This window comes from Paraburkholderia phytofirmans OLGA172 (assembly GCF_001634365.1).
Classification (GTDB): domain Bacteria; phylum Pseudomonadota; class Gammaproteobacteria; order Burkholderiales; family Burkholderiaceae; genus Paraburkholderia.
This window is the reverse complement of record NZ_CP014578.1, coordinates 43,421-66,500: the sequence shown is the minus strand read 5'-3', so window position 1 is coordinate 66,500 and position 23,080 is coordinate 43,421. Positions and strand designations below refer to the sequence as shown.

Below are 23,080 nucleotides of genomic sequence, written 5' to 3'. Positions count from 1 at the left end.
TTGCGAAATCAGAAAAGATCGCAATGCGGGGTCGGACCGGAAACGAAAAGCCGCCCGAAGGCGGCTTTCATGCGAAGTGAATACTCACCTAATCAGGCAGCGAGTTTCCCCTCAAGCGCGCGTTTTGCCTCAGTCAAAGCCGGCGGCAGGCCTTGCTGCAATGTGTCAAACAGCGCGGCGTGCAGCTTGAGTTCGTCGCGCCAGGCTGCGTCGTCGACAGAAATCACCTGCTGGAATTGCTCGCGGCTGAAATCGAGGCCGCTCCAGTCGATGTCTTCATAGTGCGGCGACACGCCGAACGCGTGTTCTTCACCTTGCGCGTTGCCCTCAATGCGCCCGACCATCCAGCCCAGCACACGCATGTTCTCGCCGAAGCCCGGCCAGACGAACTTGCCGTCCGCGCCCTTGCGGAACCAGTTGACGCAGAAGATTTTCGGCAGCTTCGCGCTCAGCTTCTCGAGACGCTCGCCGGTTTTCAGCCAGTGCCCGAAGTAGTCGCTCATGTTGTAACCGCAGAACGGCAGCATCGCGAACGGGTCGCGGCGCACCACGCCTTGCTGCCCCGCCGCCGCCGCGGTTGTTTCCGAGCCCATGGTCGCCGCCATGTAGACACCTTCGACCCAGTTGCGCGCTTCGGTGACGAGGGGCACGGTGGTGGAACGACGACCGCCAAAAATGAACGCGTCGATCGCGACGCCCGCCGGGTTCTCCCAGTCGGCGTCGATCGACGGACATTGCGAAGCCGGCGCCGTGAAACGCGCATTCGGATGCGCTGCCTTGCGGCCGCTCTCTTTCGCGCTTGCCGGCGTCCAATCTTTGCCCTGCCAATCGATCAGGTGAGCGGGCGGCTCGTCGGTCATGCCTTCCCACCAGACGTCGCCGTCGTCGGTCAGCGCGACGTTCGTGAAGATGACGTTTTCCTTCAGCGTGGCCATCGCGTTGAAGTTGGTCTTTTCGCTCGTGCCCGGTGCCACGCCGAAATAGCCCGCCTCCGGGTTGATCGCGTACAGACGGCCGTCCTTACCCGGCTTGATCCAGGCAATATCGTCGCCGATCGTGGAGATTTTCCAGCCGTTCAGGCCTGCCGGCGGAATCAGCATGGCGAAATTGGTCTTGCCGCAAGCCGACGGAAACGCCGCCGCGACATGATGTTTGTGCCCTTGCGGCGACGTCACGCCAAGAATCAGCATGTGTTCGGCGAGCCAGCCTTCGTCGCGGCCCATCGTCGACGCAATGCGCAGCGCGAAGCACTTCTTGCCAAGCAGCGCATTGCCGCCGTAGCCCGAGCCGTAGCTCCAGATTTCGCGCGATTCGGGGAAATGGACAATGTATTTGGTGTCGTTGCACGGCCACGATACGTCTTTCGCGCCCGCCGCGAGTGGCGCACCGACCGAATGCACGCACGGCACGAACTCGCCGTCTTCGCCCAGCACCTCGTACACCTTGCGGCCCATGCGCGTCATGATGCGCATGTTGGTGGCCACATAGGGGCTGTCGCTCAACTCGACGCCGATGTGCGCGATCGGCGAACCGAGCGGCCCCATCGAGAACGGCACCACGTACATGGTGCGGCCGCGCATGGCGCCGTCGAACAGACCGTCGAGCGTCGAGCGCATCTCAGCCGGTTCGATCCAGTTGTTGGTTGGCCCGGCATCTTCACGGCGCTTGGAGCAGATGAACGTGCGGTCTTCGACGCGCGCTACGTCCGACGGATCCGACCATGCGAGATAGGAATTGGGACGTTTGGCGGGATTGAGCTTCTTGAGGGTGCCAGCTTCGACCATCAGGGCACACAGGCGGTCGTACTCTTCCTGCGAACCGTCGCACCAGACAATTCGATCGGGTTTGGTCTTGGCGGCAACGCGCTGGACCCAGTCAATCAGTTTTCGGTGTTTGACCCACTCGGGTGCCCCTGCGGACGCCTCGATAGTGGGCTGTCCTTCGAATGAGGGATGATTCATCGACCTGTCTCCGTTTTGAAAGCCAATAGAAAAACGGTACAAGCCCAGCGACGCTGCATGCGAGAGGCGTTCAATTCATCGCGCCGGCATTTCTACATGCCGACGCGCAATTGTGCAGGTCATCATGGGCCACCCAGCATGTTGCGCGGAGGTGTCCGCCGACGGTCGTCTGCAACCGTCTGTAAAGCGACTTGCCTCAACACGCAACAAACTGTTAAAAACGATGTCAATCGGCCTTGCCGTGGGGCTGCCGTTCTTCGCGGCAGCTTCTACGTTAAGGTATCCAGCCAGACCGGCATGTGACCTAGGTCACATGGTGGGACAGTCAGCATAACACTCCGTTCCGCACCGCTACGGTGCGCTGCAAGACACATACCATGAAGATTGCCATCCTCGACGATTACCAGGACGCCGTCCGCAAGCTCGACTGCTTTCAACTGCTGGCCGACCATGAGGTCAAGGTCTTCAACAACACCGTCCGCGGTCTCGGCCAACTGGCGAGCCGTCTTTCCGAAGTCGACGCCTTGGTCCTGATTCGCGAACGCACCCGCATCAGCTCGCAACTACTCGACAAGTTGCCGCGTTTGCGCATGATCAGTCAGACTGGCAAAGTTTCCAGCCATATCGACCTGGCAGCCTGTACCGAGCGTGGCATTGCCGTGCTGGAAGGCAGCGGCTCGCCGATCGCGCCGGCCGAACTGACCTGGGCCCTCATCATGGCCGCTCAGCGGCGGATTCCGCAATACGTAGCAAACCTTAAGCAAGGGGCCTGGCAGCAATCCGGTTTGAAGACATCGGCGCTGCCGCCGAACTTCGGTTTGGGCCAGGTGTTACGCGGTCAGACCCTGGGGATTTGGGGTTACGGCAAAGTCGGCCGGTTGGTTGCCGGATACGGCAAGGCCTTCGGCATGAACGTGCTGATCTGGGGCCGCGAGCATTCGCGCGAAGCGGCGCGCGCGGACGGGTATGACGTGGCCGAGAGTCGTGAGGCGCTGTTCGAGCAGAGCGATGTGCTGTCATTGCACCTGCGTCTGCATGACGACACGCGCGGCATCGTCAAGCAGGAAGACCTGATGCGGATGAAGCCGACCGCGTTGCTCGTGAACACGAGCCGAGCCGAACTGCTCGACGAAAACGCGCTGGTGAACGCGCTGTCGCACAACCGACCGGGGATGGTCGCGATCGATGTCTACGAAAGCGAGCCGATTCTGCAGGGCTACAGCCTGTTGCGCATGGAAAATGTGATCTGCACGCCGCACATCGGCTACGTGGAACGCGAGAGCTACGAGTTGTATTTCACCGCGGCATTCCAGAACATTCTGGCTTTCGACGCCGGCGATACGGTCAGCGTGGCGAATCCGGAAGCGTTGCAGGGCGGGCGCCGACGTTAAGCGTCTGCGCTAGACTCCGACTGCAATTTTCGGTAAAGCACCCGCGCTGACCACTCGCGATTGCGTCAGGCTTCGATCTGCGCGCCACTTCCTTTGGCGCGAGGCCGCGAGCCACGCAACGCTTTTAGAAACCACGCCGCTGCCGCTCAACTCAGCGCGCTTCGTGCGCACCGGCTTCAAGCAGATCAGGCATGCGTTCCAGAAAGGCCTCGCCGTCGACGCGGCCGAGGTTATACGCGTGCACCATCTGCGACGGGCTGGTGTAATCCCAACTCGAAATTGGCACCTTGCGCGACGGCTGCACGTAGAGCCGTTGCTGCACGCCGTGCGGCACGACGAACATCTGCGGCCGTGGGTAAAGACGCGTGACCATCACCAGCACGTTGCCGGGCGCCTCGGCGTCGAGCGCGCCGACCGGCACGTTGTCGACCATCCCGCCATCCAGCACCGGTCTGCCGTTGCGCCGCAAAACCGGCGTGAACGGCGGCGTACTCGATGATTGCAGAATCAGATCGGCGAGATCCTCGACCGTCGCGCAATCCTGCGCGCGCACGAATTCCGGATGAAAGCCGAGCGTCTGACCCAGCGTCGGATGCAGCGTTTTGCGCACGTATTTCTCGATGTTGTACGCGATCAGGCCTGCGGCGACCGCGCTTCGCGCGCCAAGCCAGCGTGGCAGGTGCGACACTCCGATGCGGATTTCGGGCGCGTCGGCGAGCGTGGAGAATTTGTCGCTGTAGATGTCGAGCAGCGCCTGCCGGTAGATCCGGTAATGCGGAAAAACCGATTCGCCACGCAGCAGATTGCCCCAGTACGCATTGCGGGTGTTGTGGCGCAGCGCGTCCTGGTAATAGCGCATGACCCAGTCGGAATCGCGCGTGTAGAGCATGCACGCGGTGGCGGCGCCGGCCGAAATGCCAGCGATGACGCGCGGACGGATATCCAGCTCCGGCTGCACCACGTCCCAGAATCCCGCCTGCCACCAGCAGCGATTGCCGCCGCCGGCGAATACGACCTGATCGAACATCTTGGCTTTTTCCTCTAATGCAGCTTGCGGGCCTGTTTCGGGCCTCAGTCGAGCAGCGCGTAGGTGGTGGTGGCGTGGACGGCCATGTTGCCGGCATCGTCGAATAACTCGACTTCGCCGAACACGAGATTGCGGCCCATGCGCAGCACGCGCGCGGTAATCAACACATCGCCGTTGCGGACCGCGCGCATGAAACTGATGTTGAGCGAGACGGTGCTCATCGGCTTGAAACCGCCCAGCGCGGCAGCAATCGCGACGATCATGGCCGTGTCGGCGGCCGCCATGAAGACCTGGCCGCAGATCACGCCGCCCGAATGGCGCAGCCCGCCGGAAAACGGCAGGCGCAAAGTCGCACTTTCTTCGTCGACCTTGACCGGGGTCAGCGTGAGCGAGCGGACCCACGGGGCGAGAATGCGGTCGAGCAGCGCGGTAATCTCTTTGTCATCCATGGCGGTCCCCGGTCGAAAGCCGCGCGACGGTTCGTGCGGCAGATATCCGCGACATGATACCGGGACGATGAAGCGCGCGCCTTCCCTGTGCGGGGCCGCTAGCAGCGCTGATGCCGGGTCGTGGTCCTCAGATTTTTTAAGAAATCTGCTAAAGGGGCTTGGCAAGTTCGGAAAGTTACTGCATAATTTCGCTTCTGTTGGGGGCGTTAGCTCAGTTGGTAGAGCAGCGGACTCTTAATCCGTAGGTCGAGTGTTCGAGTCACTCACGCCCCACCACCGAATTTAGCAGTAGGAAATCAAGCACTTACGAGCGATCGTGGTGCTTTTTTTTCGCCTGTAGCCGGCGCGTGCAGGCGTCAAAAACTGGCCTTTGCCGGAAAACTGCCGGAACGGAAGAATCCAGACCAAGCGATCTAAATCCTTTCGCATGGGAGTCTGGAAATGGCATACATCAGTCAGCGCGGCGCGTACTGGCGCGCCGAGGTCCGCCGACGCGGTTACGAACCCGTCTATCGGTCGTTCGATACGAAGCAGCAAGCGCAGCAATGGGCGAGGCGGGTGGAGTCGGAAATGGACAGCGGGGCGTACGTCGATCGTACGGAAGCTGAGCGAACCACGCTCCGCCAGGCGTTGGAGCGGTACCGCCACCCTGGCTGATCGCAAATCCACCGCCCGTGCTCTCCTGATGCGCCGCGCTCGACATCGTGTCCTGCACGCTCGCGATGTTCAGAACACACGCACCCGACACGCCCGCCGTTGTCGATGCACGTTCACGCGCATCTGTTCCGGTCCGAGGTTCTTCTGCCAGCCACGGATACGCCATACGCGCTCCCCAAACGTGAACAGCAGTTCACCGCCTTCCGTCTGTTTCACGTCAAGCGCTTCCGCCGTCGCGATCGGAGCAGCCTCCTGCACACGGCAACGACTCAGCAGACGGAAATGAATGACACCTATAACAGCAAACCCGGCTGCGGCCGGGTTTGCTGTTATTCGCCTTTGTTCTTCTTTAGCTCACGCAACTCCTTGATGAGCTGATACGTGACGCCTCCAAACAGAATAAAAAACAGCGGCATCAGTATCAGAAGAGGCTTCAGGCCTGCACCGTGCCCAATCGAAATAGCAAGCGCAAAGACTACAATCCCTACCGCACCCGAGTAGGCTATTAAAGCTCGTTTCATGAGCGCGCGAAGCTTGGCTTGCGCATCTTTAGACCGTGTCATTTATGTTGCGTAATAGCATTCTGGAATGGGCCGCTTAAACCTTGGATCACGTTATTGAGTAAGTTACCCAGAGTGCCAGGGAACAGAACCTTCGTCGCCCCGCCCGCAGCAGCAGAACCAGCAGCAAATCCACCAGATGCATCGGGGCTAGCTTGGTGAGTAACCGCTGCCGAACCAAACGCACCAGTTCCTGCCACGATGGCATTGTAGCCATTGGCCGCAACCTTTCCGGCAGTTCCCATGCCGGCAATCGCCGTGTCTGCAATGGCAAATGGATAAAGAGCCCCATTTATCACGCCCGTAGTGTATGACTTCGTAAAGTCCGGCTTGTCTCTCGACAGGCCCATTGCGTAACTGACAGCATCGCCCCAATAATCAAATCCACCGGCCAGTGCAGCAGCCGCCACCGCTTGCGGTCCGATCAACGCCAGCACACCAACTGGTGCACCATACGCCGCCGCCGTCTGCATGTTCGCCGAGGCCGCATCTGCATTCGCACTCTGCGCCTGAATCGCGACCTGAATCACCGCCTCACTACACTGCGCGCCCGCACCGCACGCCTGCGACACCAGATCGATTCTGAACGCATCGGCTGTATCGCTCCGTTTGCCGATCGCATTGCTGTCATCGCAGTGAGCGCCGTTGCACGAAGTACTACGGTTGTACAGATCCTCGTTCGCCCCCGCAAATGCACCGGAATTTCCGCCTACGAGTGCGCCCGCGCTTCCGGCTAGCGCATTGGCCAGGATGTTGCCCAGCATGCGATTCGCGTCGGCGTCGCCAGTTGGGTTTGCATCGTGAACCGCATTGCTGATGCCGTTCAGGTTCCCCGCCAGTACCGCCGACGTCGCCGCACCCGCGGCGCCGCCCAACGCATTGCCGCCGCCGAGTCCGGCCACCAGCGCACCGCCTGCCGTGTGCATCGCCACGCGCGCGCTGCCACCCTCAGACCACGCCGCAATGCCCGCCTGATCGCCCGCATCCCGAGCCTCCTGCAGACGCCGGTCCGCATAGTTGCCGATCTGCGTCGCCACTGCCTGACCGGCCGCGCTCGCCGCACTCATCATGTCGGCCTGCCGCTCCAGCAGGTTGTTCAGGTCCGGCGCTTTCGCGACCGTGGCGTTCGTGTCCGACGTGTCGCGGTTCAGGCTCGCCACGTCCTGCGTCTGATGGTCAGTGTCCGTGATATTGATCGCACCGGTGCTCACGCCGCTACGTGTCGTCGCGCTGTCACTGCCGCTGTCGTGCTGGCCAAGAGACGGCGTGATACCGCCCGAGTCTGGCACCGAGGCCGGTCCAACCGCCTTGTCCGGCAAACCCATTGAAGCGCCGGCCGAGAATCCGCTGCTTTTCGCATCGTAGTTCGAACTGTTTTGCATGTCCGAGAAGGACAGTGTGCCAGTGCTGAGCGTGTTCCTCTCCGGCGTGGCGTCACTGGCTATGGTAGCGCCCTTGAGATCGGTGTTGCCGTGGACATCAATATCAAACCCACCCGTACCCGCGTGAATCCCGGCCTGCTCATTGACACCTGCATAGCTGCCGTTCGCGTTCGCATTCGTCTGGCTGAAGCTCGCGCTGCCGCCGCCCTGGCCGATTGCAAATCCACCGCCCGTGCTCTCCTGATGCGCCGCGCTCGGCATCGTGTCCTGCACGCTCGCGATGTTCAGGTTGCCGCCGACATCGGCGTTCACCTGGCGACCGTTGACGTTCGACCCGACGATGTTGGTGTCGCCACCCGAAATGATCGTCGCGGTGTTGGCCGCCGTCACATGCGTGTTGTTCTGCATGGCGGCATCGCTGTTGCCATTGCCGTGCGCCTTCGACATCGACGCATCGACACCGAAGCCCTGCCTGCCATAGGAGATACCCACGCTCGCGCTGCTGGACTCGTTGCTGCTGCGCGTCGAGTCGGTATCGGTCGTGTTCACGAGATTGACCTGGTTTCTTGCCCCCAGGATCACGTCATTCGCGTTCACGTTCGCACCTGCAATCGTCAGGTTGCCGCTTCCCGGCGTGCCGTCGCCGGTCGCAACGAACGCGGCTGTGCCGCCCGCCGTGACACTTGACCCGCGATTGGTCGTGCTGTCCTCGGTGTAGGTGCTCTTGCTGTGGCTGCTGCCGTAGCTGAGTTCAACCTTCGCTTCCGGCTTCTGGTTCTTGGCGAGCGCGCCCAATGCAGCGCCAGCCGCACCCACCGAATCGATTGCGCCACTCGCCGCCGCCATGCCGTGCAGTGCTGCCGCGCGATCATCCTGGCTATGGCTCGCCGCATGCGCCTGGTCTACCGTGTTGGACACCGCGTCAATCACCGGGGCCCTGATCGCGAGCGTAAAGCCGCTCTGTTTGACCTTGTGCGTCTCGTCGTGGTGCATCGTATCGACGGCAGAGTCGATCGTGACGTTCGCACCGGTGCCCGTGAGATTCTGCGCCGCAACCAGATCGCTACCCGTTACGTGCAAGTCCTTGCCTGCGGTGATGTTCAGACTGCCATCAAGCGAGCCGACCGTGCTGCCGGTGTTCGTTACCTGCGTGGTACTGGCCGTGTCGGTCTGCGTCTTGCTGCCCACCGAAATGCCGATCCCACCGCCTGTGCCGATGCCGGACTCGTGCTTCTGGTAGTAGCTCGATGTGCTCTGTGTGTCCTGCGAGGTCGTGATGTTCACGTTGCCTGCTGCCGCCAGATTCACGTCATTCGTGCCCGCGATGGTCGAGCCTTTGACGTTCAGGTCGCGGCCAGCGCTAACCGTTACCATATCGCCCGACACGGTACTGCCAACGCCGATGTTCGCCTGCGTGTTCTGCATCGTGTCAGTGGTCGAGCCATGCACAAAGCTGCCACGCTTTGATTCGGTCGCCGAGTACGAATCGTGTTCCTCACGGCCTTCATTGATGTTTACGTCGCCCGTGGCCGCAATGGTTGCCGCGCCACGGCCTGCTGCCAGCGACGAACCGGTGAGCGTGACGTTGCCCTTTGTCGGATCGGCGCTCAGGGCCGCGAGCGTCGCATTGCCGCCAGCAGAAATGGTCGAGCCCACTGCCTGTTCGTCGTAGCTGCGGTCTGCCTGCTTGCGCGTCCTGTCGTCGGTTGCGACATTGTTGGAGTTCGCGGTGTTGGTAACGGTCGTTGCCGTCAGGTTGCCGCCCGCGACAACCGCCATGTCGCTGCCCGCGGTGACCGTCGCCCCCTTGAGCGTCGTATCGTTGCCGCTTTGCATCGCGAGACTGCCGCCTGCCGTGATTGCACCGGTCTGGTTGATCGTGCTGGACGCTTCCCAATGATGGTCCGCATTCTTCGTGACCGACTGCGACGTGTCCGACTGCACCGTATCCACGGTAATGTCGTGCCCTGCCGCGATCTGCGCGTTGCCGCCCGCCGCGATGCTCGCACCATGAACCGTCAGGTCATTACCTGCCACCACAAGCAGATCACCCGTCGATGCAATCGTGCCCTGTGCGCCGAGCAGGCTCTGGCTGACCTTGCTGTTGCCGACCGCCGAACTGACACCAACGGTATCCACCAGCGTCGTGTTCACGATGTCACGACCCGCGAGCACGGCAACCCGGTTGCCGGTGATGCGTCCCGATGCATTGACCACATCATTCGTCGCCGAAACAACCGTCGTGCCGTTGTCCGTGCTGCTGCCCGAACCGCTACCGATGGAGCCGCCCCGGTTCAGGATATTGGTCGCAGCAACAACGGTCTGCGTACCGCCCTTGATGACGCCCGAGTTGGTCGCGCTGCCGGTGGCGTGAATCTCCACATCATCGGCGGCAATCAGTGCACCGGTCGGCTGCAGGTCGTTCGCGTGGGCGTGGGCCAGATACACGACCGGCGTCAGCACCGTTTGCGTCGTGCCGTCCGGCAGCGTGACAGTCTGGTTCACCAGCCACACGATATCGCTGGTGAGCGCATCCATCTGCGCGGCAGTCAGCGCCAGCCCCGGTTCGAGGTTGAATTCCTTCGCGACGTTCACACCGTTGCTCATCAGCGCGCGGTACTCGTCCTCTTTGCTCGTGTAGCCCTGCAGATAGACGCGGCCCGTGAGCTGCGTGATCTGGTTGCGCACCATCTGTTCCTCGTACACGCCATCGCCCAGCCGCTTGATGGTCTTCGACGGATCAAGGCCGAGTGCCCCCAGCATGTAGTCGCTCGAAATGAAACTCGTGTAGCTGGTCAGGCGCCGATCGGTGACGACCAGATAGGACGCGCCGGGTGCGGTGTTGAACGTATACAGGCCGCTCGACGGCAGCGTGATACCGAGCGCGCCACCCGGTCCGGCGATGGACTGTGGTGCGTTGATGGTCTGTGTCTGGCCGGTTGCCAGGTTGACCGTCTGCGCACCCGTGCCGGTAATGCCGCCCACCGTGCCATTCGCCCCGAGCGTGCCGCCTGTCGCGCCGGTCGCGGAGTTCGCCGCCGAAACGTTCGTGTTGTTGATGTCGGTCGCGCTGATCTGCACCGGGTTGTTCGCGATGATCGTTCCGCCCGTTCCGCCGATGGCAACGGGTGACAGGATAATCGACGGCTCGACCACCGTCCCCACATCGCGCGAAATGTTCTCGTTCCACGCGTAGGTCGAAACGATGTCCTGCTTCTGATACTGGTATAGCGTCTGGCCGATGTTGTTGACGAGGGTGCCCCCGTAGTTGCCGCTTGCCACATCGCCGTCTGCCTGTGCGCTGCCGATCTGGATGGATCCGCCCGCGCCGATCGCACTGTATTCATTGTTCAGCGTGCCGACGTTCGCAAGTAGCATGTTGCCGGCCGCCATGATCTGCGCCTGTTGGGCCTGCTGCCCGGTGACCTGGTCCTGCTGCGTCGTGGTCGTCGTGTCGCGTGCGATCTCGACCCGCTGATACCCCTTGTGGGCGTCGTTGCGCGATGCGTATTCGGTGCCGGGATCGTAGTTGACGTTCGGATCGTAGTCGTCCCAGTAAGTGGCGGTGATCGAGCCGTCAGCGTTGGTCGTCAGCGTGTTGTAGTAGATCGTCTGCGGCTGGCCGTTGACGTTCACTACCAGCACCTTGTCAGTCGCATTGGGGCCAGTGTTCTGTGACATGACATCCGCCCCTGACCACGTGGCGGTGATTGGCACGATATAGCCATCGTCCCACATGGCCTGCGTACAGTACCCCTTGTCGGCGTTTCCGGTCGTGCAGGCCATGTACCTGCTGCGCTTGGTCTGGTGAACCGTATCGACATCGGTGGTCACCGTCTCGACGGTGGGGGCGGGGCGTGTGTTGGTCAGCGTCTGCGTGGCGACCTCGACGTTGCCCTGCGCCTCGATGGTGGACTGGTCATTGGTGACGGAGTTGCTGCGGTTGGCGAGCAGTCCGTTCACATCGCGCGTGCCATCTGCAGCGATGTTGATGTCACCGAGACTGAAGATGTTCGCACCGCCCGTATTGGAGATGTCGCCCGATGCATACAGGTTGACCGCCGACGCCGCGGCAATGGCCGCAGCCGCGCCCATGTTGGCAATGGAACCGGCGTTCAGCGTGACCGTGTTGCCGACAATCGTTGCGGTGTTGGTCAGCGACGCGCTGTGCGTCGTCACCGAATCGCCTTCGATGCGGCCTGCGTTGGTGATGGCATTCGCCGCATTGACCGTCGTGTCTGACGAGTTGAGGTTCGCGCCGGTCTGGTTGTCCACGTTCGCCGCGTTCACAGTCAGTACGTTCACCGCGCCGAGCGTGCCCTGGTTCGTGAAGGTGCCTGCTGTCGTAAACGTCAGGTTGTGGTTGGCCTGAATCCGGTTGGTGCCGGTGAGCGTGTAATCGCTGTTGACCGTCACTGCACCGTCGTTCCCGGCAATGATCCTGCCGTCACCCGTAAGCTGGTTCGTCGTGATGCTCAGGTTCTGATCGCTGCCAATCACGCCGTTCTGGTTCGCCAGCGTGCCGGCACTGACGGATACCGAGCCGCCTCTGCCCGCACGCCCCGAAGGAAGTCCCCCTGGGGGATCGTTGCCGATCCGGCCCGACGTGTTGTCGAGCGAAGCCGCGTTCAGCGCAATCGCACCGTTGCCGTGGATCGACCCACCCGCATTGATGACACTTGCATTGGGGCCGTTCAGCGTGACGTTGCCTGCACCCGAAAGCGTTGCGTTCGTGTTGTCCGCGAGCTGCGTAATGTCCAGCATCAGGTCGTAGCCCGACACGAGCTGCGCGCCGTTCGTGTTCGACAGCGTGTCTGCGTTCACGGTCACGTCACCATTGCCGCCAATGGTGCCTGCGCCAGCGACGCCGCCCGTATTGCTGTTCGTGATGGTGGCAGCACTCACAGTCGTCGCACCCGATCCGGTGTTCGCGATGCGACCGTTCGCGTTGTCGAGCGATGCGCCCGTGACGACCAGCGTTGCCGCAGGCTTGTCTACCGTCGCATCCGCCTCGATCTGGCCGCCCGTATTGTCGATTGCGCCCTGCGCCGACGCCATCAGGTTGCCGCTACCCTGGATCAGCCCTGCACGGTTGTCGAGCACGCTGCCGGACTGCACCGCGGCCGCGCCGCCCGCTGTGACCGTGCCACCCGCATTGCCGATGCTGCCACCCGATACCGACACGTCGCCATTGCCACCAATCAGGCCGTCGGCCGTGTTCGTGACCACACCGCTGGCGACAACCGTCGTCTTACCGGTGCCGCCGTTCGCGATGGAACCGCCATCGTTGGCAACCGACTGCGCCGAGACGGAGAGCGTGTCGTCCGCCTGGATCGTGCCGCCTGCGTTGTTGAACGCGCCTGTGTCCGACACCGAAACGGTCTGAGCGCCGACATAGCCGCCCGCGCTGTTGTCCAGTGAGGCAACGTGGAGCGTCGCACCCGTCTGCGCGGCCAGCGTGCCGCCCCGGTTTGAAGCCACACCCGAGCGGACATCGAGTGCGCCATTCGTCGCAATCGTGCCGCCGTTGTTCGACAGTGTTCCGGTATCGACCGACAGCGTGCCGGTGCCGGAACTGGCAATCGTGCCGCCGTCGTTGATGAGCGCAGCGGGGCCGAGCGCCAGGCCGTCACTGTTGGTCTGCAGCGTGCCGCCCGAATTGTCGAGCGTGCCGGTTACATCGACGGTCATCGCGCCTGTGCCGGTCTGCGTGATGCTGCCGCCGTGGTTAACGAGGTTCGCCGCATGCAGCGCGAGCTGGTCCGCACCGAGGTTGCCGTGGCTGTTGTCGAATGTCGCCGCCGTCAGTGTTGCAAGATGACCCGCCGCGATGGTGTTCGCGTTCGTCAGCGTCGAACCTGCGGACAGCGTGACGTTGCCATTCGCCGCCAGCGTGCCACTGTTGAACAGCGTCTGCACGGCGCTGGCAATCAGTGACTGCACCGCCGTGATCGAACCCGCGTTTGCGATCTGTCCGGCCTGCACGGTTACGTTGCCATTGCCGCCGATGGTGCCGCCCACGCCATTGTTCAGCACGCCGACCGTCGCCAGCGTGAGGCTGTCCGCGCCCAGCGCCGCAACATGACCTCCCGTGTTGTCGAGCGAAGCGGCATTGACGGAAAGTACGCCTGACGACTGCAGCGTGCCGCCCTGGTTCGACAAGTCACTTGTTGCCGCGACGTTGAGCGTACTGCCCGAGACAATCTGCCCATTGCGGTTGGACAGTGCGCCCGCCGTGACGGTCTGCGGACCGCCTGACGACAGTACACCGCCGTCGTTCACCAGCGTCCCGGAGGCGCGCGTGTCCAGCGCGCCGCCCGCCGTCACCGTTGCGCCCGACAGGTTCAGGTCGCCGCTGCTGGCCGTGAGTGCCAGCGCACCGTTGGCCGAGGTACTGCTTCCGGCGAGATTGACCGCCGCGCCGTTCAGCGCCGCATTACCGCCGGCCGCGTTGCGACCGGTCGCGCTTAGTGTGCCGCCAGCCGTCACGGACAGGTCGCCGGACTGCGCAAGGCTGCCGTCGCCGTTCACACCCGCACCGAGCGTACCCGTCGATGCCACGCTGCCCGCATTGACGGTCGTGCTCTGCTGCGCCGCCACCACACCGCTATTCGTGAGCCCGCCCGACGTGCTCGCTGTGACATTCTGCTGCGCGTAGGTTGTCCCGCTGTTGTCGATGCCATCCCGTGCGGACAGCGCTAGGTTTCCGCTTGCATTGGTCTGTCCGGCGAGCGTCAACAGGCCATTGGTGCTCAGTACCAGATCGCCCGACTGCGCAGCCAGCACACCTTTGGTGGACACACCCACGCCCTGTTCAGTGCCGACCAGAACGATCCTGTTCGCGTACATGCCGCCAAGCTGGCTCACGTCGATGGAGACACCCGGCGCCGGACCATCGCCCGCGACAGGCGTTGCAGCGAGTCTGTCATGACTGATACTGTTCGCACCGGTCACGACGTTCAGGTTCTTCGCATAGATTGCGGCGTTTGCCTGGACGGCGCGGGAAAGCAGGTCAACCTGGTCGGTATCGCCTGCATTCAGCCCCGCGCCCTGGATGCTGATGTTGCCCCCGGTCACGTTAAAGCCCGAGAGTGAACCGTCCGGCGCAAAGTTCGGCGTGCCCGTGGTCAGGATGGCCCTGGACGTATTGATAAAACCGCCACCATTGACCGAAATACCAGAGCCGTTCGCGATGACAACTTCCGCGCGCTGGCCCGCGACTTCAAGATGTCCATTGATCTGGCTGGCCGCGCTGCTGTTAACCTGGTTGACGATGACACGCGCCGACTGGCCTGGTCCGAAATTCGGATTGCCGTTAATCATGCCCGCCTGCTGCGTCTGCACGATGGTGGGCGAATTGTTCAGGATCGCGCCTTTCGGCTGCACGTCGAACCGGCCATAGGTATTCATCGAGACGCCCGTGCCCGAGGGCCGGTTGATGTTCACCTGATCCAGGCCGTTCTGGGTCTGGACGACGGATGGGGCGTGCGCGCCGCCCGGAAAGATCTGTGCGCCCGACAGCGACGGCAGCGCGCCAATAAGTGCGAGTGCGGCGAACGCGATCTGCCGCAGTGTAAATAGCGCTGTGCGAACTGCCGGATTACCGCGACTGTGCACCGTGGTCTGTCTGTTCTCCTTTCCCGTTGCCGTGGCGGTTTCCTCGACGGCGACGAGCATCCCTCGCACCCGGCTGAATACCAGCCGGTAATTGTTCTTATTCATTTTGCCGGTTCGTTATACGAAACAATCAAGGTTCGTAAACTAGCGGCTGTTCACATTTAGCTTGTGCAAGTTGAGGTTACAAATTGTCATAACGTGCGCTGGCGCAACGAATACGACACATTCGGAGTTTTCTTATTGTCACGGTCCGATTTCATCCGACCTCTTGTGAACGAAAAAAACTGCGCGAGGCTGACAAAAATGGTTCGACCAATAATTTGTAAATGTGCAACTATGCGGACCGGCATAAGACCTTGCGCGGTCACGTCGGCACTGCGGGTTCTACGCGTTACTCATCGTGCTGCGGGTACCTGAATTGCCAAGCGCGCTCGCAACTTCCAGCGTCGATCGCACATCAGCCAACACATCATCGAACAGACCGAAAATAGAGACTTGAACAAACATTGAAAGACCCGTGAACTGCTCCGCTACTTCGTCAAGACTCAACGGCCCCGTCAATGCGCGCAATTGGTCAACACGGATGACGGCAGTACCGCGCCGCCGATCCGTGCAAGAAGGCGCGAACTCGCGACTGCCTCCGCGGCCGCCACGACCCCTGTCCTTGCGGCAGCGGCAAGAAATTCAAGAAGTGCTGCGGCGCTGCAGCGATGCTTCACTGAAAGCGATCTCCTTCGATACACCCGGCCCCGCTGCCTGACACCGTTGAGCGTCGCAAGTCCTGCGCACTCACGTATCGAGGCATCAGATGACCGTCTTACTCTTCGCGTTGGCCTCGTCGATTTCTCCCGGGCCGGTCCAACGTCGTCGCGCTCAGCGCCGGCGCACAATCGGCACGCGGCACGCGCCGCGCAAGGGCCGTAACACGGTCAATAAGTTACTTCGGCGAGATGTCGATATTGCCGAGATACTTCGCCGCCAGCGTCTTCACCGTACCGTCTGCCTGCACCTTCGCAATCGCCGCGTTCAGCTGATCACGCAGCGCGGTGTCGCCTTTGCGAATCCCATATGCGATGCCGCTGCCGAGGATCTTGTCATCGCGCACCGGTTGACCGACGAACGCGTAGTCCTTGCCGTCAGGCTTCGACAGAAAACCCGTCTGGCCGGCCGGCGCGAGAACGAGCGTCGCATCGAGTCGCCCCGCCACCAGATCCGCATACACCTGGTTCTGATCCTGATACGGCACGACGGTCACGCCAGCCGGTTCCCAATGTGTCTTCGCGAAGGTTTCCTGAATCGACGCCTGCAACACGCCGACGCGTTTGCCCTTCAACGATGCCAGCGTCGGCAGCAGACCGCTGTCGCGCTTCGCGATCAGTTGAGTCGGTACGCGATACACGACGGTGGTGAAATCGATCGCCTGACGGCGCTGCTCGGTAGCGTTCATCGCCGAATTGATCGCGTCGAACTTCCGGCCTTGCAGCGCGGGAATCAAACCGTCGAACGAGGTTTCGACCCATTTGCACGTCATATGCGCAGCGACGCAGACAGCATTGCCGACATCGATGTCGAGACCTTGCAGTTCACCGTTCGGCCCTTTCGATTCGAACGGCGGATACTGTGCCTCGAGTCCGAAACGCAGCGTCGATGTGTCGGCGGCGAGCGCGGCAGACGATGCGGCAATCGACGCGAATGCGCAGGCCAGCGCCAATAGAGGCTTGAGTGATTTCATATCCGGTCCCTTTCCCTTTGTTTCGTTGTAACAGCAACCGCGCGACGATCATACTGCGGCCAAAATGCCGCTGTCTCGTGCAGCCGGTCAATCAGATTTCGCACAAACGCCGCGCGCCTTCAATCAAGGTCGCGTCGTCCTTCGAGAAGCTCAAGCGGATCAAGCCGGAATCCGTGCCGTCGGTATAAAACGCCGACAGCGGAATCGTCGCGACACGCGCATCGCGAATCAGACGCAGCACGAAATCGCTATCGCTTTCCTCGGAGAAACCGCGAAAGCGCGCGAGCATGAAGAAGCTGCCCTCACTCGGCAACAACTCGAAGCGCGATTCGCGCAGCGCATGGGCGAGCAGATCGCGCTTCTTCTGATAGAACGCGGACAGGCCGAGATAGCTCTCGCGATTGGCCAGCGCATCGGCAAACGCGTACTGCATCGGTGTATCGGCAGAAAACACCATGAACTGATGGACTTTGCGAATCTCGTCCATCAACGCGGCAGGCGCGAAGCAATAGCCGACGCGCCAACCGGTCACGTGATACGACTTGCCGAACGACGACACGATCACGCTGCGCTCCGCGAGTTCGGTGTCGCAAGCCATGCTCTGATGTTTGGCGCCGTCGAACACCACGTGTTCGTAGACTTCGTCGGAAAGAATCACGATATCGGTATTGCGCGTCACGGCCTTCAGACGCGCGATGTCGGCCTCGCTGAACACGGTCGCAGTCGGGTTGTGCGGCGTGTTGATGATGATCATCCGCGTCTTCGGCGTAATCGCGGCGGCAACTTCGTCCCAGTTCACGCGAAAATCGGCGAGCGACAGTTTGATCGGGATCGGCGTCGCGCCTTGCAGGCGCACGATCGGGCCGTAACTATCGAATGACGGCTCGAAGTAAATCACTTCGTCGCCGGGATGCACCAACGCGCTGATCGTCGAATACAGGCCTTCGCTGGCGCTGGCAATCACGGTGACTTCGCTCGACGGGTCGTAGCGCACGCCATACAGCGTCTCGACCTTGTTGGCGAGCGCTTCGCGCAGAGCGGCGATGCCGGCCATCGGCGCGTACTGGTTATGACCGGCGCGCATGGCTTGCGCGACACCGTCGATCAGTTTCGCGTCGGGTGCGAAATTCGGCGCACCTTGCGACAGGTTCAGCGCATCGTGTTGTGCGGCCAGTTGGCCGATCACGGTAAAAATCGTCGTACCTACGTCAGGCAGTTTCGAGCGAGCTTGCATGGCGCTCTGCATAAGGCTTTCTCCCTTTCTTCATCCGGCAGCGGATTCGCGGACGCCGGCTGCGCGGCGGTCCCATCCGGTTTCATGAATTAGGCATCAGCCAAAGAACCGTCACAATCGAAACTTTGTCATGCGCGGCATGCGTTTACGTCATGGCTCGCGCAATGCCGCGCCGGGGCAGGCTAAGGCAATGAAATCGGGGGTTTAGCGGGAGAAATGGAGCCGCACGGGAAGCGCACAAAACAGCCGAGGTATGACGTAATGTGATGCAGGGCGGTGATGCGGAGTTGTAATGCGAAGCGGTGATGCAGGCCAACTCGGCTGCGACCAGGCGGTCGCAGCCGTCAAAAGTAAGCTAGCCGACGATCAGGCGTCGTCCATCATCCGGACTTTGACCTTCTTGCCCTTCACCTTGCCGGCGCTAAGCTTGCGCAACGCCTCACGCGCGACGCTGCGCTCCACGGCCACGTAGGTCGACATTTCGGTCACGTTGATCTTGCCGATCTGCGAACCGGCGAAACCCGCTTCGCCGGTCAGCGCGCCGAGCACATCGCCGGGACGGATCTTTTCCTTGCGGCCGCCAAGAATCTGCAGCGTTTCCATCGGCGGCAGCAGCCGCTCGTTGCTCGCGGGCTTGAGATCGGCCAGTTTGTGCCACTCGACTTCACGCTTCTGCGCCTGTTCCAGACTGCCCACGCGGCCCATCTCGTTCATGCTGGCGAGACTGAGCGCCCAGCCTTCCTGATCGGCGCGGCCCGTGCGGCCGATGCGGTGCACGTGCACTTCCGGATCCGGCGTCACATCGACGTTGATCACCGCTTCGAGCTCCGCGATGTCCAGACCGCGCGAGGCAACATCGGTGGCGACCAGCACCGAGCAACTGCGGTTCGCGAACTGGATCAGCACCTGATCGCGTTCACGCTGATCGAGCTCGCCGTGCAGCGCGAGCGCATGAAAACCCTGCGCGCGCAGCACGTCGAGCAGATCGCGGCATTGCTGCTTGGTGTTGCAGAACGCCAGCGTGCTCACCGGACGATAGTGGTTCAGCAGCAGACCGACAGCATGCAGACGCTGGTCTTCGGTCACTTCATAGAAACGCTGACGAATCTTGGTGTTGTCGTGCCGCTCGGCGAGCTTGACTTCCTTCGGATTACGCAGGAATTGCTGACTGAGCTTGACGATGCCTTCCGGGTACGTCGCGGAAAACAGCAGCGTTTGCCGCTCTTTCGGGCATTGCTTTACGACGGTCGCGATATCGTCGAAGAAACCCATGTCGAGCATGCGGTCGGCTTCGTCGAGCACCAGCGTGTTGAGCGACTGCAATGGCAGGCTGCCGCGCTCGAGGTGATCCATGATCCGCCCCGGCGTGCCGACCACGATGTGCGCACCGCGTTCGAGGCTGGCCGTTTGCGGCCGCATCGGCGTGCCGCCGCACAGCGTCAGCACTTTGATGTTTTCTTCGGCGCGCGCCAGACGGCGGATTTCCTGCGTGACCTGATCGGCAAGTTCGCGCGTCGGGCACAGCACCATCGCCTGTACGGCGAAGTTGCGCACGTCGAGGCGGTTGAGCAGCGCCAGCGAAAATGCCGCGGTCTTGCCGCTGCCGGTTTTCGCCTGGGCGATCAGATCGTTGCCAGCCAATGCGATCGGCAGGCTCGCGGCTTGAATCGGCGTCATCTCGAGATAGCCGAGCTGCGTCAGATTGGCGAGCGTCGCGGGCGGTAGCGGTAGCTGGCTAAACGGCGCGCCGGCTTGGGTGGGAGTGTTCATAGGGTGATGGCTCGCTATCGACTGAAGAAGGCTGAAGGCTAAGGACTATTCGGCCATGGGGCCGGTGGCGGGTCGACCTTCGATCTGCTCGTACAGCACCGAGCCATCTTCCCCGTCGAAACGTTCGACGTAATTGCGCGCGCCGCACATCGGGCAACGGAACAGGAGCCCCTGCCCTTCATTCTTGATGACGACGTCCGACATCTCCCACTGCTCGCCGCAGGGCTGGTTTCTACAAGTAAACACGTTGATTCTCCAACTGGATTCGATTGTTTATTGGGCGGGCCGGATGAATGGCCCAGCCGTGAATGCTGTCACTGCGATGGCCGGCGCCGCCGTTAGTACGGGCGGAACGCTTCAACCCAGATGCGTATGCCGCGCCCGCGTTGCGCTCACGTCCATGTCGGTGAGGCCCTGAACGATGCCGCAGTCTTCAACGGCCTGTTCGCCGTGGCATTGCTCGCGCAGCGTGGTCAGCTGCGCTTTCAGTTGCTTCAATTCGTCGATGCGCGTGTCGACGTGCGCAATGTGCTCGTCGATCAGGTCATTGATGCCGCCGCAGCCGTCCGCCGGTGCGTCTGTCAGACGCAGCAGCGCACGGATTTCGTCGTGGGTCATATCGAGCGCACGGCAATTGCGGATGAAGCGCAGGCGTTCGACGTGCCTCGCCGTATAGCTGCGGTAATTGGCCTCGGTGCGCTCCGCTTCGGGCAACAGGCCCTCTTTTTCGTAGAAACGGATGGTTTCGGTCGTGCAATGGGCGATTTTCGCCAGTTCGCCAATTTTCATGGACCCTCCCGGATTGCGGCCTTGACCTTGTAGTGGCTTCAAGGTGTTTACTAGACCACAAATCGAACCAGGAAGCCACCCATGCCTCACGCCGACCTCGCCGAAGCGGACCGCCCGGAACAAGCCAAAGCCTGTGCCCACGGGCACGAAGGGCATGCGCACGAGCATGCCGATGATGACGCTCACGTTCATGGGCACGGCGAAAACTGCGGTCACGGCCACCAAGCGCGTGCTCATGAGCCGGATCATGCACACGGCGAAAGCTGCGGCCATGACCACAAAGCGCACGGCCATAGTCAAGCACACGCCCACAGCCACGCCGAGGCAGCCTGCTGCGGAACGGCGCACGCCGCAGCCGCGCCGGTCAAGCTCCCGCAATCGGAAGCCGTCGGCAGCGACCTGCGCACCGCGATCCGCATCATGCAGATGGACTGTCCGACCGAAGAAGCGCTGATCCGCAAGAAATTCAGCCGCATGCCGTCCGTGCGCAGCATTGACTTCAACCTGATGCAGCGCGTGTTGACCGTCGTCCACGCGCCGGACGCCCTCGACTCGATCCTCGCCGCGATCCGTTCGCTCGACTTCACGCCCGAACTGGCAGACGCAAACCCGGACGCGGCAGTCGCCCCCCAAGCGCCGCCCAAGCCTTGGTGGCCGCTGGCGCTCGCAGGCATTGCTGCGGTGAGCTCAGAGGCCGCCGGCTGGCTTGGCGCCCCTGTCTGGCTGGCGGCGGGTCTGGCGCTCCTCGCGATCGCCTCCTGCGGCCTCACGACATACCGAAAGGGCTGGCTTGCGATCCGCAACGGCAACCTGAACATCAACGCGCTGATGAGCATTGCGGTGACCGGTGCGCTGATCCTGCAGCAGTGGCCAGAAGCCGCGATGGTGATGGTGCTCTTCACGATTGCCGAACTCATCGAGGCGAAGTCGCTCGACCGCGCCCGCAATGCGATCCAGGGGCTGATGCAACTTACGCCCGAACAGGCCATCGTGCAGCAAGCCGACGGCAGCTGGCAGCCAACGGACCTCAAGTCGATCGCGCTCGGCGCGGTCGTGCGAGTAAAACCCGGTGAGCGGATTGCGCTCGACGGCGAAATCGTCGCGGGCCGCTCGAGCGTCGATCAGGCGCCGATCACCGGCGAAAGCCTGCCAGTCGACAAAACCGTGGGCGATGCGGTATTCGCCGGCACGATCAACCAGGCCGGGTCGTTCGACTATCGTGTCACGGCCGCAGCCAGCAACACAACGCTCGCGCGCATCATTCACGCGGTCGAAGAAGCGCAAGGCACCAAAGCGCCGACCCAGCGTTTCGTCGATCAGTTCGCGCGCGTCTATACGCCGATCGTGTTCGCTGCCGCACTCGCCGTGGCGGTGCTGCCGCCGCTGCTGTTCGGTGGACAGTGGCACGAATGGGTCTACAAGGCGCTGGTGATGCTGGTAATCGCCTGTCCGTGCGCGCTGGTGATCTCGACGCCAGTGACGATCGTCAGCGGCCTCGCTGCTGCCGCGCGCAAGGGCATCCTGATCAAAGGCGGTGCCTACCTTGAACAAGGCCGCAAGCTGAGCTGGCTCGCGCTCGACAAAACCGGCACGATCACGCACGGCAAGCCGGTGCAAACCGAGTTCGAGATGCGCGCCGATGTCGATGTGGTTCGTAGCAGGACACTCGCGGCGAGCCTTGCGGGCCGCTCGGATCATCCCGTGTCGATGGCGATCGCGGCAGCGGCGAAAAGCGAAGGCATCGCAAGCGCCAGCGTCACGGTGGAGGCCTTCGAGGCACTACCAGGCCGCGGCGTGCGCGGCGAAATCGACGGCGTGCCGTATTGGCTCGGCAATCATCGGCTGGTCGAAGAGCTCGGACGCTGCTCGGCTTCGCTCGAAGCGCGGCTGGACGCGCTCGAGGGCCAAGGCAAAACCGTCGTGATGCTGGTGGATGCCGAACGCGTGCTCGCGCTGTTTGCCGTCGCCGATACGGTGAAGAACACCAGCCGCTCCGCCATCGCCGATTTGCACCGCCTCGGCGTGCGTGCCGCCATGCTCACCGGCGACAACCCGCATACGGCTGCCGCGATCGCCCAGCAAGTCGGCATCGACGAAGCACGCGGCAATCAGTTGCCCGAAGACAAGCTGAACGCGGTGGCGCAGTGGTCGCAGGAAGGCGCGACGGTCGGCATGGTCGGCGACGGCATCAACGACGCCCCCGCATTGGCGCGCGCCGACATCGGCTTTGCGATGGGCGCGATGGGCACCGACACCGCGATCGAAACCGCCGACGTCGCCTTGATGGACGACGATCTGCGCAAGATTCCGCAGTTCATCCGTCTGTCGAAGGCGACGCATTCGGTGCTGGTGCAGAACATCACGCTGGCGTTGGGCATCAAAAGCGTCTTCCTCGTGCTGACGATGATGGGTCTGGGCACGATGTGGATGGCCGTGTTCGCGGATGTCGGCGCAAGCCTGCTGGTGGTGGCGAATGGCTTGCGGCTGTTGCGCAAATAACGTCCCGGCGCC

General features: G+C 62.3%; 15 protein-coding genes, 1 tRNA gene and 1 pseudogene. 5 read left to right on the top strand and 12 right to left on the bottom strand.

The features are described 5' to 3' along the window. Window positions 1-92: 92 nt before the first annotated feature. A complete protein-coding gene (locus tag AYM40_RS00255; protein WP_063494450.1) occupies window positions 93-1,961 on the bottom strand; it encodes a phosphoenolpyruvate carboxykinase (GTP) in 1,869 nt (622 codons plus the stop codon). Window positions 1,962-2,338: 377 nt separating this feature from the next. On the opposite strand from AYM40_RS00255, the gene AYM40_RS00250 reads away from it, so the two are divergent. Then, on the top strand, window positions 2,339-3,352 hold the full coding sequence (locus tag AYM40_RS00250) for a D-2-hydroxyacid dehydrogenase family protein (RefSeq protein ID WP_063494449.1): 1,014 nt from the start codon (window positions 2,339-2,341) through the stop codon (window positions 3,350-3,352). 151 nt (window positions 3,353-3,503) lie between these two features. Here AYM40_RS00250 and AYM40_RS00245 read toward each other — a convergent pair whose 3' ends face one another. Continuing rightward, the gene (locus tag AYM40_RS00245) at window positions 3,504-4,379 is read right to left on the bottom strand and encodes a patatin-like phospholipase family protein (RefSeq protein WP_063494448.1); all 876 of its coding nucleotides are present in this window, start codon (window positions 4,377-4,379) and stop codon (window positions 3,504-3,506) included. Between the two features lie 44 nt (window positions 4,380-4,423). After that, entirely contained in the window at window positions 4,424-4,828 is a 405-nt protein-coding gene (locus tag AYM40_RS00240) for a PaaI family thioesterase (RefSeq protein ID WP_063494447.1), read from the bottom strand. A 200-nt stretch (window positions 4,829-5,028) separates the two neighbouring features. Between AYM40_RS00240 and AYM40_RS00235 the strand changes: the two genes are divergently transcribed. Both AYM40_RS00235 and AYM40_RS00230 read left to right on the top strand, forming a co-directional pair. Then, window positions 5,029-5,104 (top strand) — tRNA-Lys (locus tag AYM40_RS00235). Between the two features lie 165 nt (window positions 5,105-5,269). Next, window positions 5,270-5,485: a hypothetical protein gene (locus AYM40_RS00230; RefSeq protein ID WP_063494446.1), complete on the top strand. Its 216-nt coding sequence runs from the start codon at window positions 5,270-5,272 to the stop codon at window positions 5,483-5,485. A 69-nt stretch (window positions 5,486-5,554) separates the two neighbouring features. Here AYM40_RS00230 and AYM40_RS41180 read toward each other — a convergent pair whose 3' ends face one another. The 4 genes from AYM40_RS41180 to AYM40_RS37835 all read right to left on the bottom strand — a co-directional run bounded on the left by AYM40_RS41180 (window position 5,555) and on the right by AYM40_RS37835 (window position 15,593). After that, on the bottom strand, window positions 5,555-5,701 hold the full coding sequence (locus AYM40_RS41180) for a hypothetical protein (protein WP_158515220.1): 147 nt from the start codon (window positions 5,699-5,701) through the stop codon (window positions 5,555-5,557). 113 nt (window positions 5,702-5,814) lie between these two features. Further along, window positions 5,815-6,048 carry a hypothetical protein gene (locus tag AYM40_RS00220; RefSeq protein ID WP_082854894.1) on the bottom strand — a complete coding sequence of 78 codons (234 nt, stop codon included), beginning with the start codon at window positions 6,046-6,048 and terminating at the stop codon, window positions 5,815-5,817. Beyond that, window positions 6,045-15,149: a hemagglutinin repeat-containing protein gene (locus AYM40_RS00215; protein WP_082854893.1), complete on the bottom strand. Its 9,105-nt coding sequence runs from the start codon at window positions 15,147-15,149 to the stop codon at window positions 6,045-6,047. Before AYM40_RS00215 ends, AYM40_RS00220 begins: the two co-directional genes overlap by 4 nt. 279 nt (window positions 15,150-15,428) lie before the next feature. Beyond that, window positions 15,429-15,593, bottom strand: coding sequence for a hypothetical protein (locus AYM40_RS37835; RefSeq protein ID WP_236720875.1), 165 nt, complete (start codon window positions 15,591-15,593; stop codon window positions 15,429-15,431). 125 nt (window positions 15,594-15,718) lie between these two features. Here AYM40_RS37835 and AYM40_RS42160 point away from each other — a divergent pair. Further along, window positions 15,719-15,766 (top strand): annotated as a pseudogene (locus AYM40_RS42160) (hypothetical protein); the annotation flags it as partial. A 215-nt stretch (window positions 15,767-15,981) separates the two neighbouring features. Here the strand turns inward: AYM40_RS42160 and AYM40_RS00210 are convergent. The 5 genes from AYM40_RS00210 to cadR form a co-directional block, all read right to left on the bottom strand. Next, window positions 15,982-16,776 carry an ABC transporter substrate-binding protein gene (locus AYM40_RS00210; RefSeq protein WP_063494444.1) on the bottom strand — a complete coding sequence of 265 codons (795 nt, stop codon included), beginning with the start codon at window positions 16,774-16,776 and terminating at the stop codon, window positions 15,982-15,984. A 91-nt stretch (window positions 16,777-16,867) separates the two neighbouring features. Next, window positions 16,868-18,022: a pyridoxal phosphate-dependent aminotransferase gene (locus AYM40_RS00205; protein ID WP_063494443.1), complete on the bottom strand. Its 1,155-nt coding sequence runs from the start codon at window positions 18,020-18,022 to the stop codon at window positions 16,868-16,870. 354 nt (window positions 18,023-18,376) lie between these two features. Beyond that, window positions 18,377-19,780 carry an ATP-dependent RNA helicase DbpA gene (gene dbpA, locus AYM40_RS00200; RefSeq protein ID WP_063494442.1) on the bottom strand — a complete coding sequence of 468 codons (1,404 nt, stop codon included), beginning with the start codon at window positions 19,778-19,780 and terminating at the stop codon, window positions 18,377-18,379. Window positions 19,781-19,825: 45 nt separating this feature from the next. Continuing rightward, complete coding sequence (locus AYM40_RS00195; protein ID WP_028197690.1) at window positions 19,826-20,026, bottom strand: hypothetical protein; 201 nt, start codon at window positions 20,024-20,026, stop codon at window positions 19,826-19,828. Window positions 20,027-20,137: 111 nt separating this feature from the next. Further along, window positions 20,138-20,569 (bottom strand): Cd(II)/Pb(II)-responsive transcriptional regulator, encoded by a 432-nt coding sequence (cadR, locus tag AYM40_RS00190; RefSeq protein ID WP_063494441.1) that lies wholly within the window; start codon window positions 20,567-20,569, stop codon window positions 20,138-20,140. Between the two features lie 81 nt (window positions 20,570-20,650). Between cadR and AYM40_RS00185 the strand changes: the two genes are divergently transcribed. Then, the gene (locus AYM40_RS00185) at window positions 20,651-23,068 is read left to right on the top strand and encodes a heavy metal translocating P-type ATPase (protein ID WP_063494440.1); all 2,418 of its coding nucleotides are present in this window, start codon (window positions 20,651-20,653) and stop codon (window positions 23,066-23,068) included. Window positions 23,069-23,080: the final 12 nt, after the last annotated feature.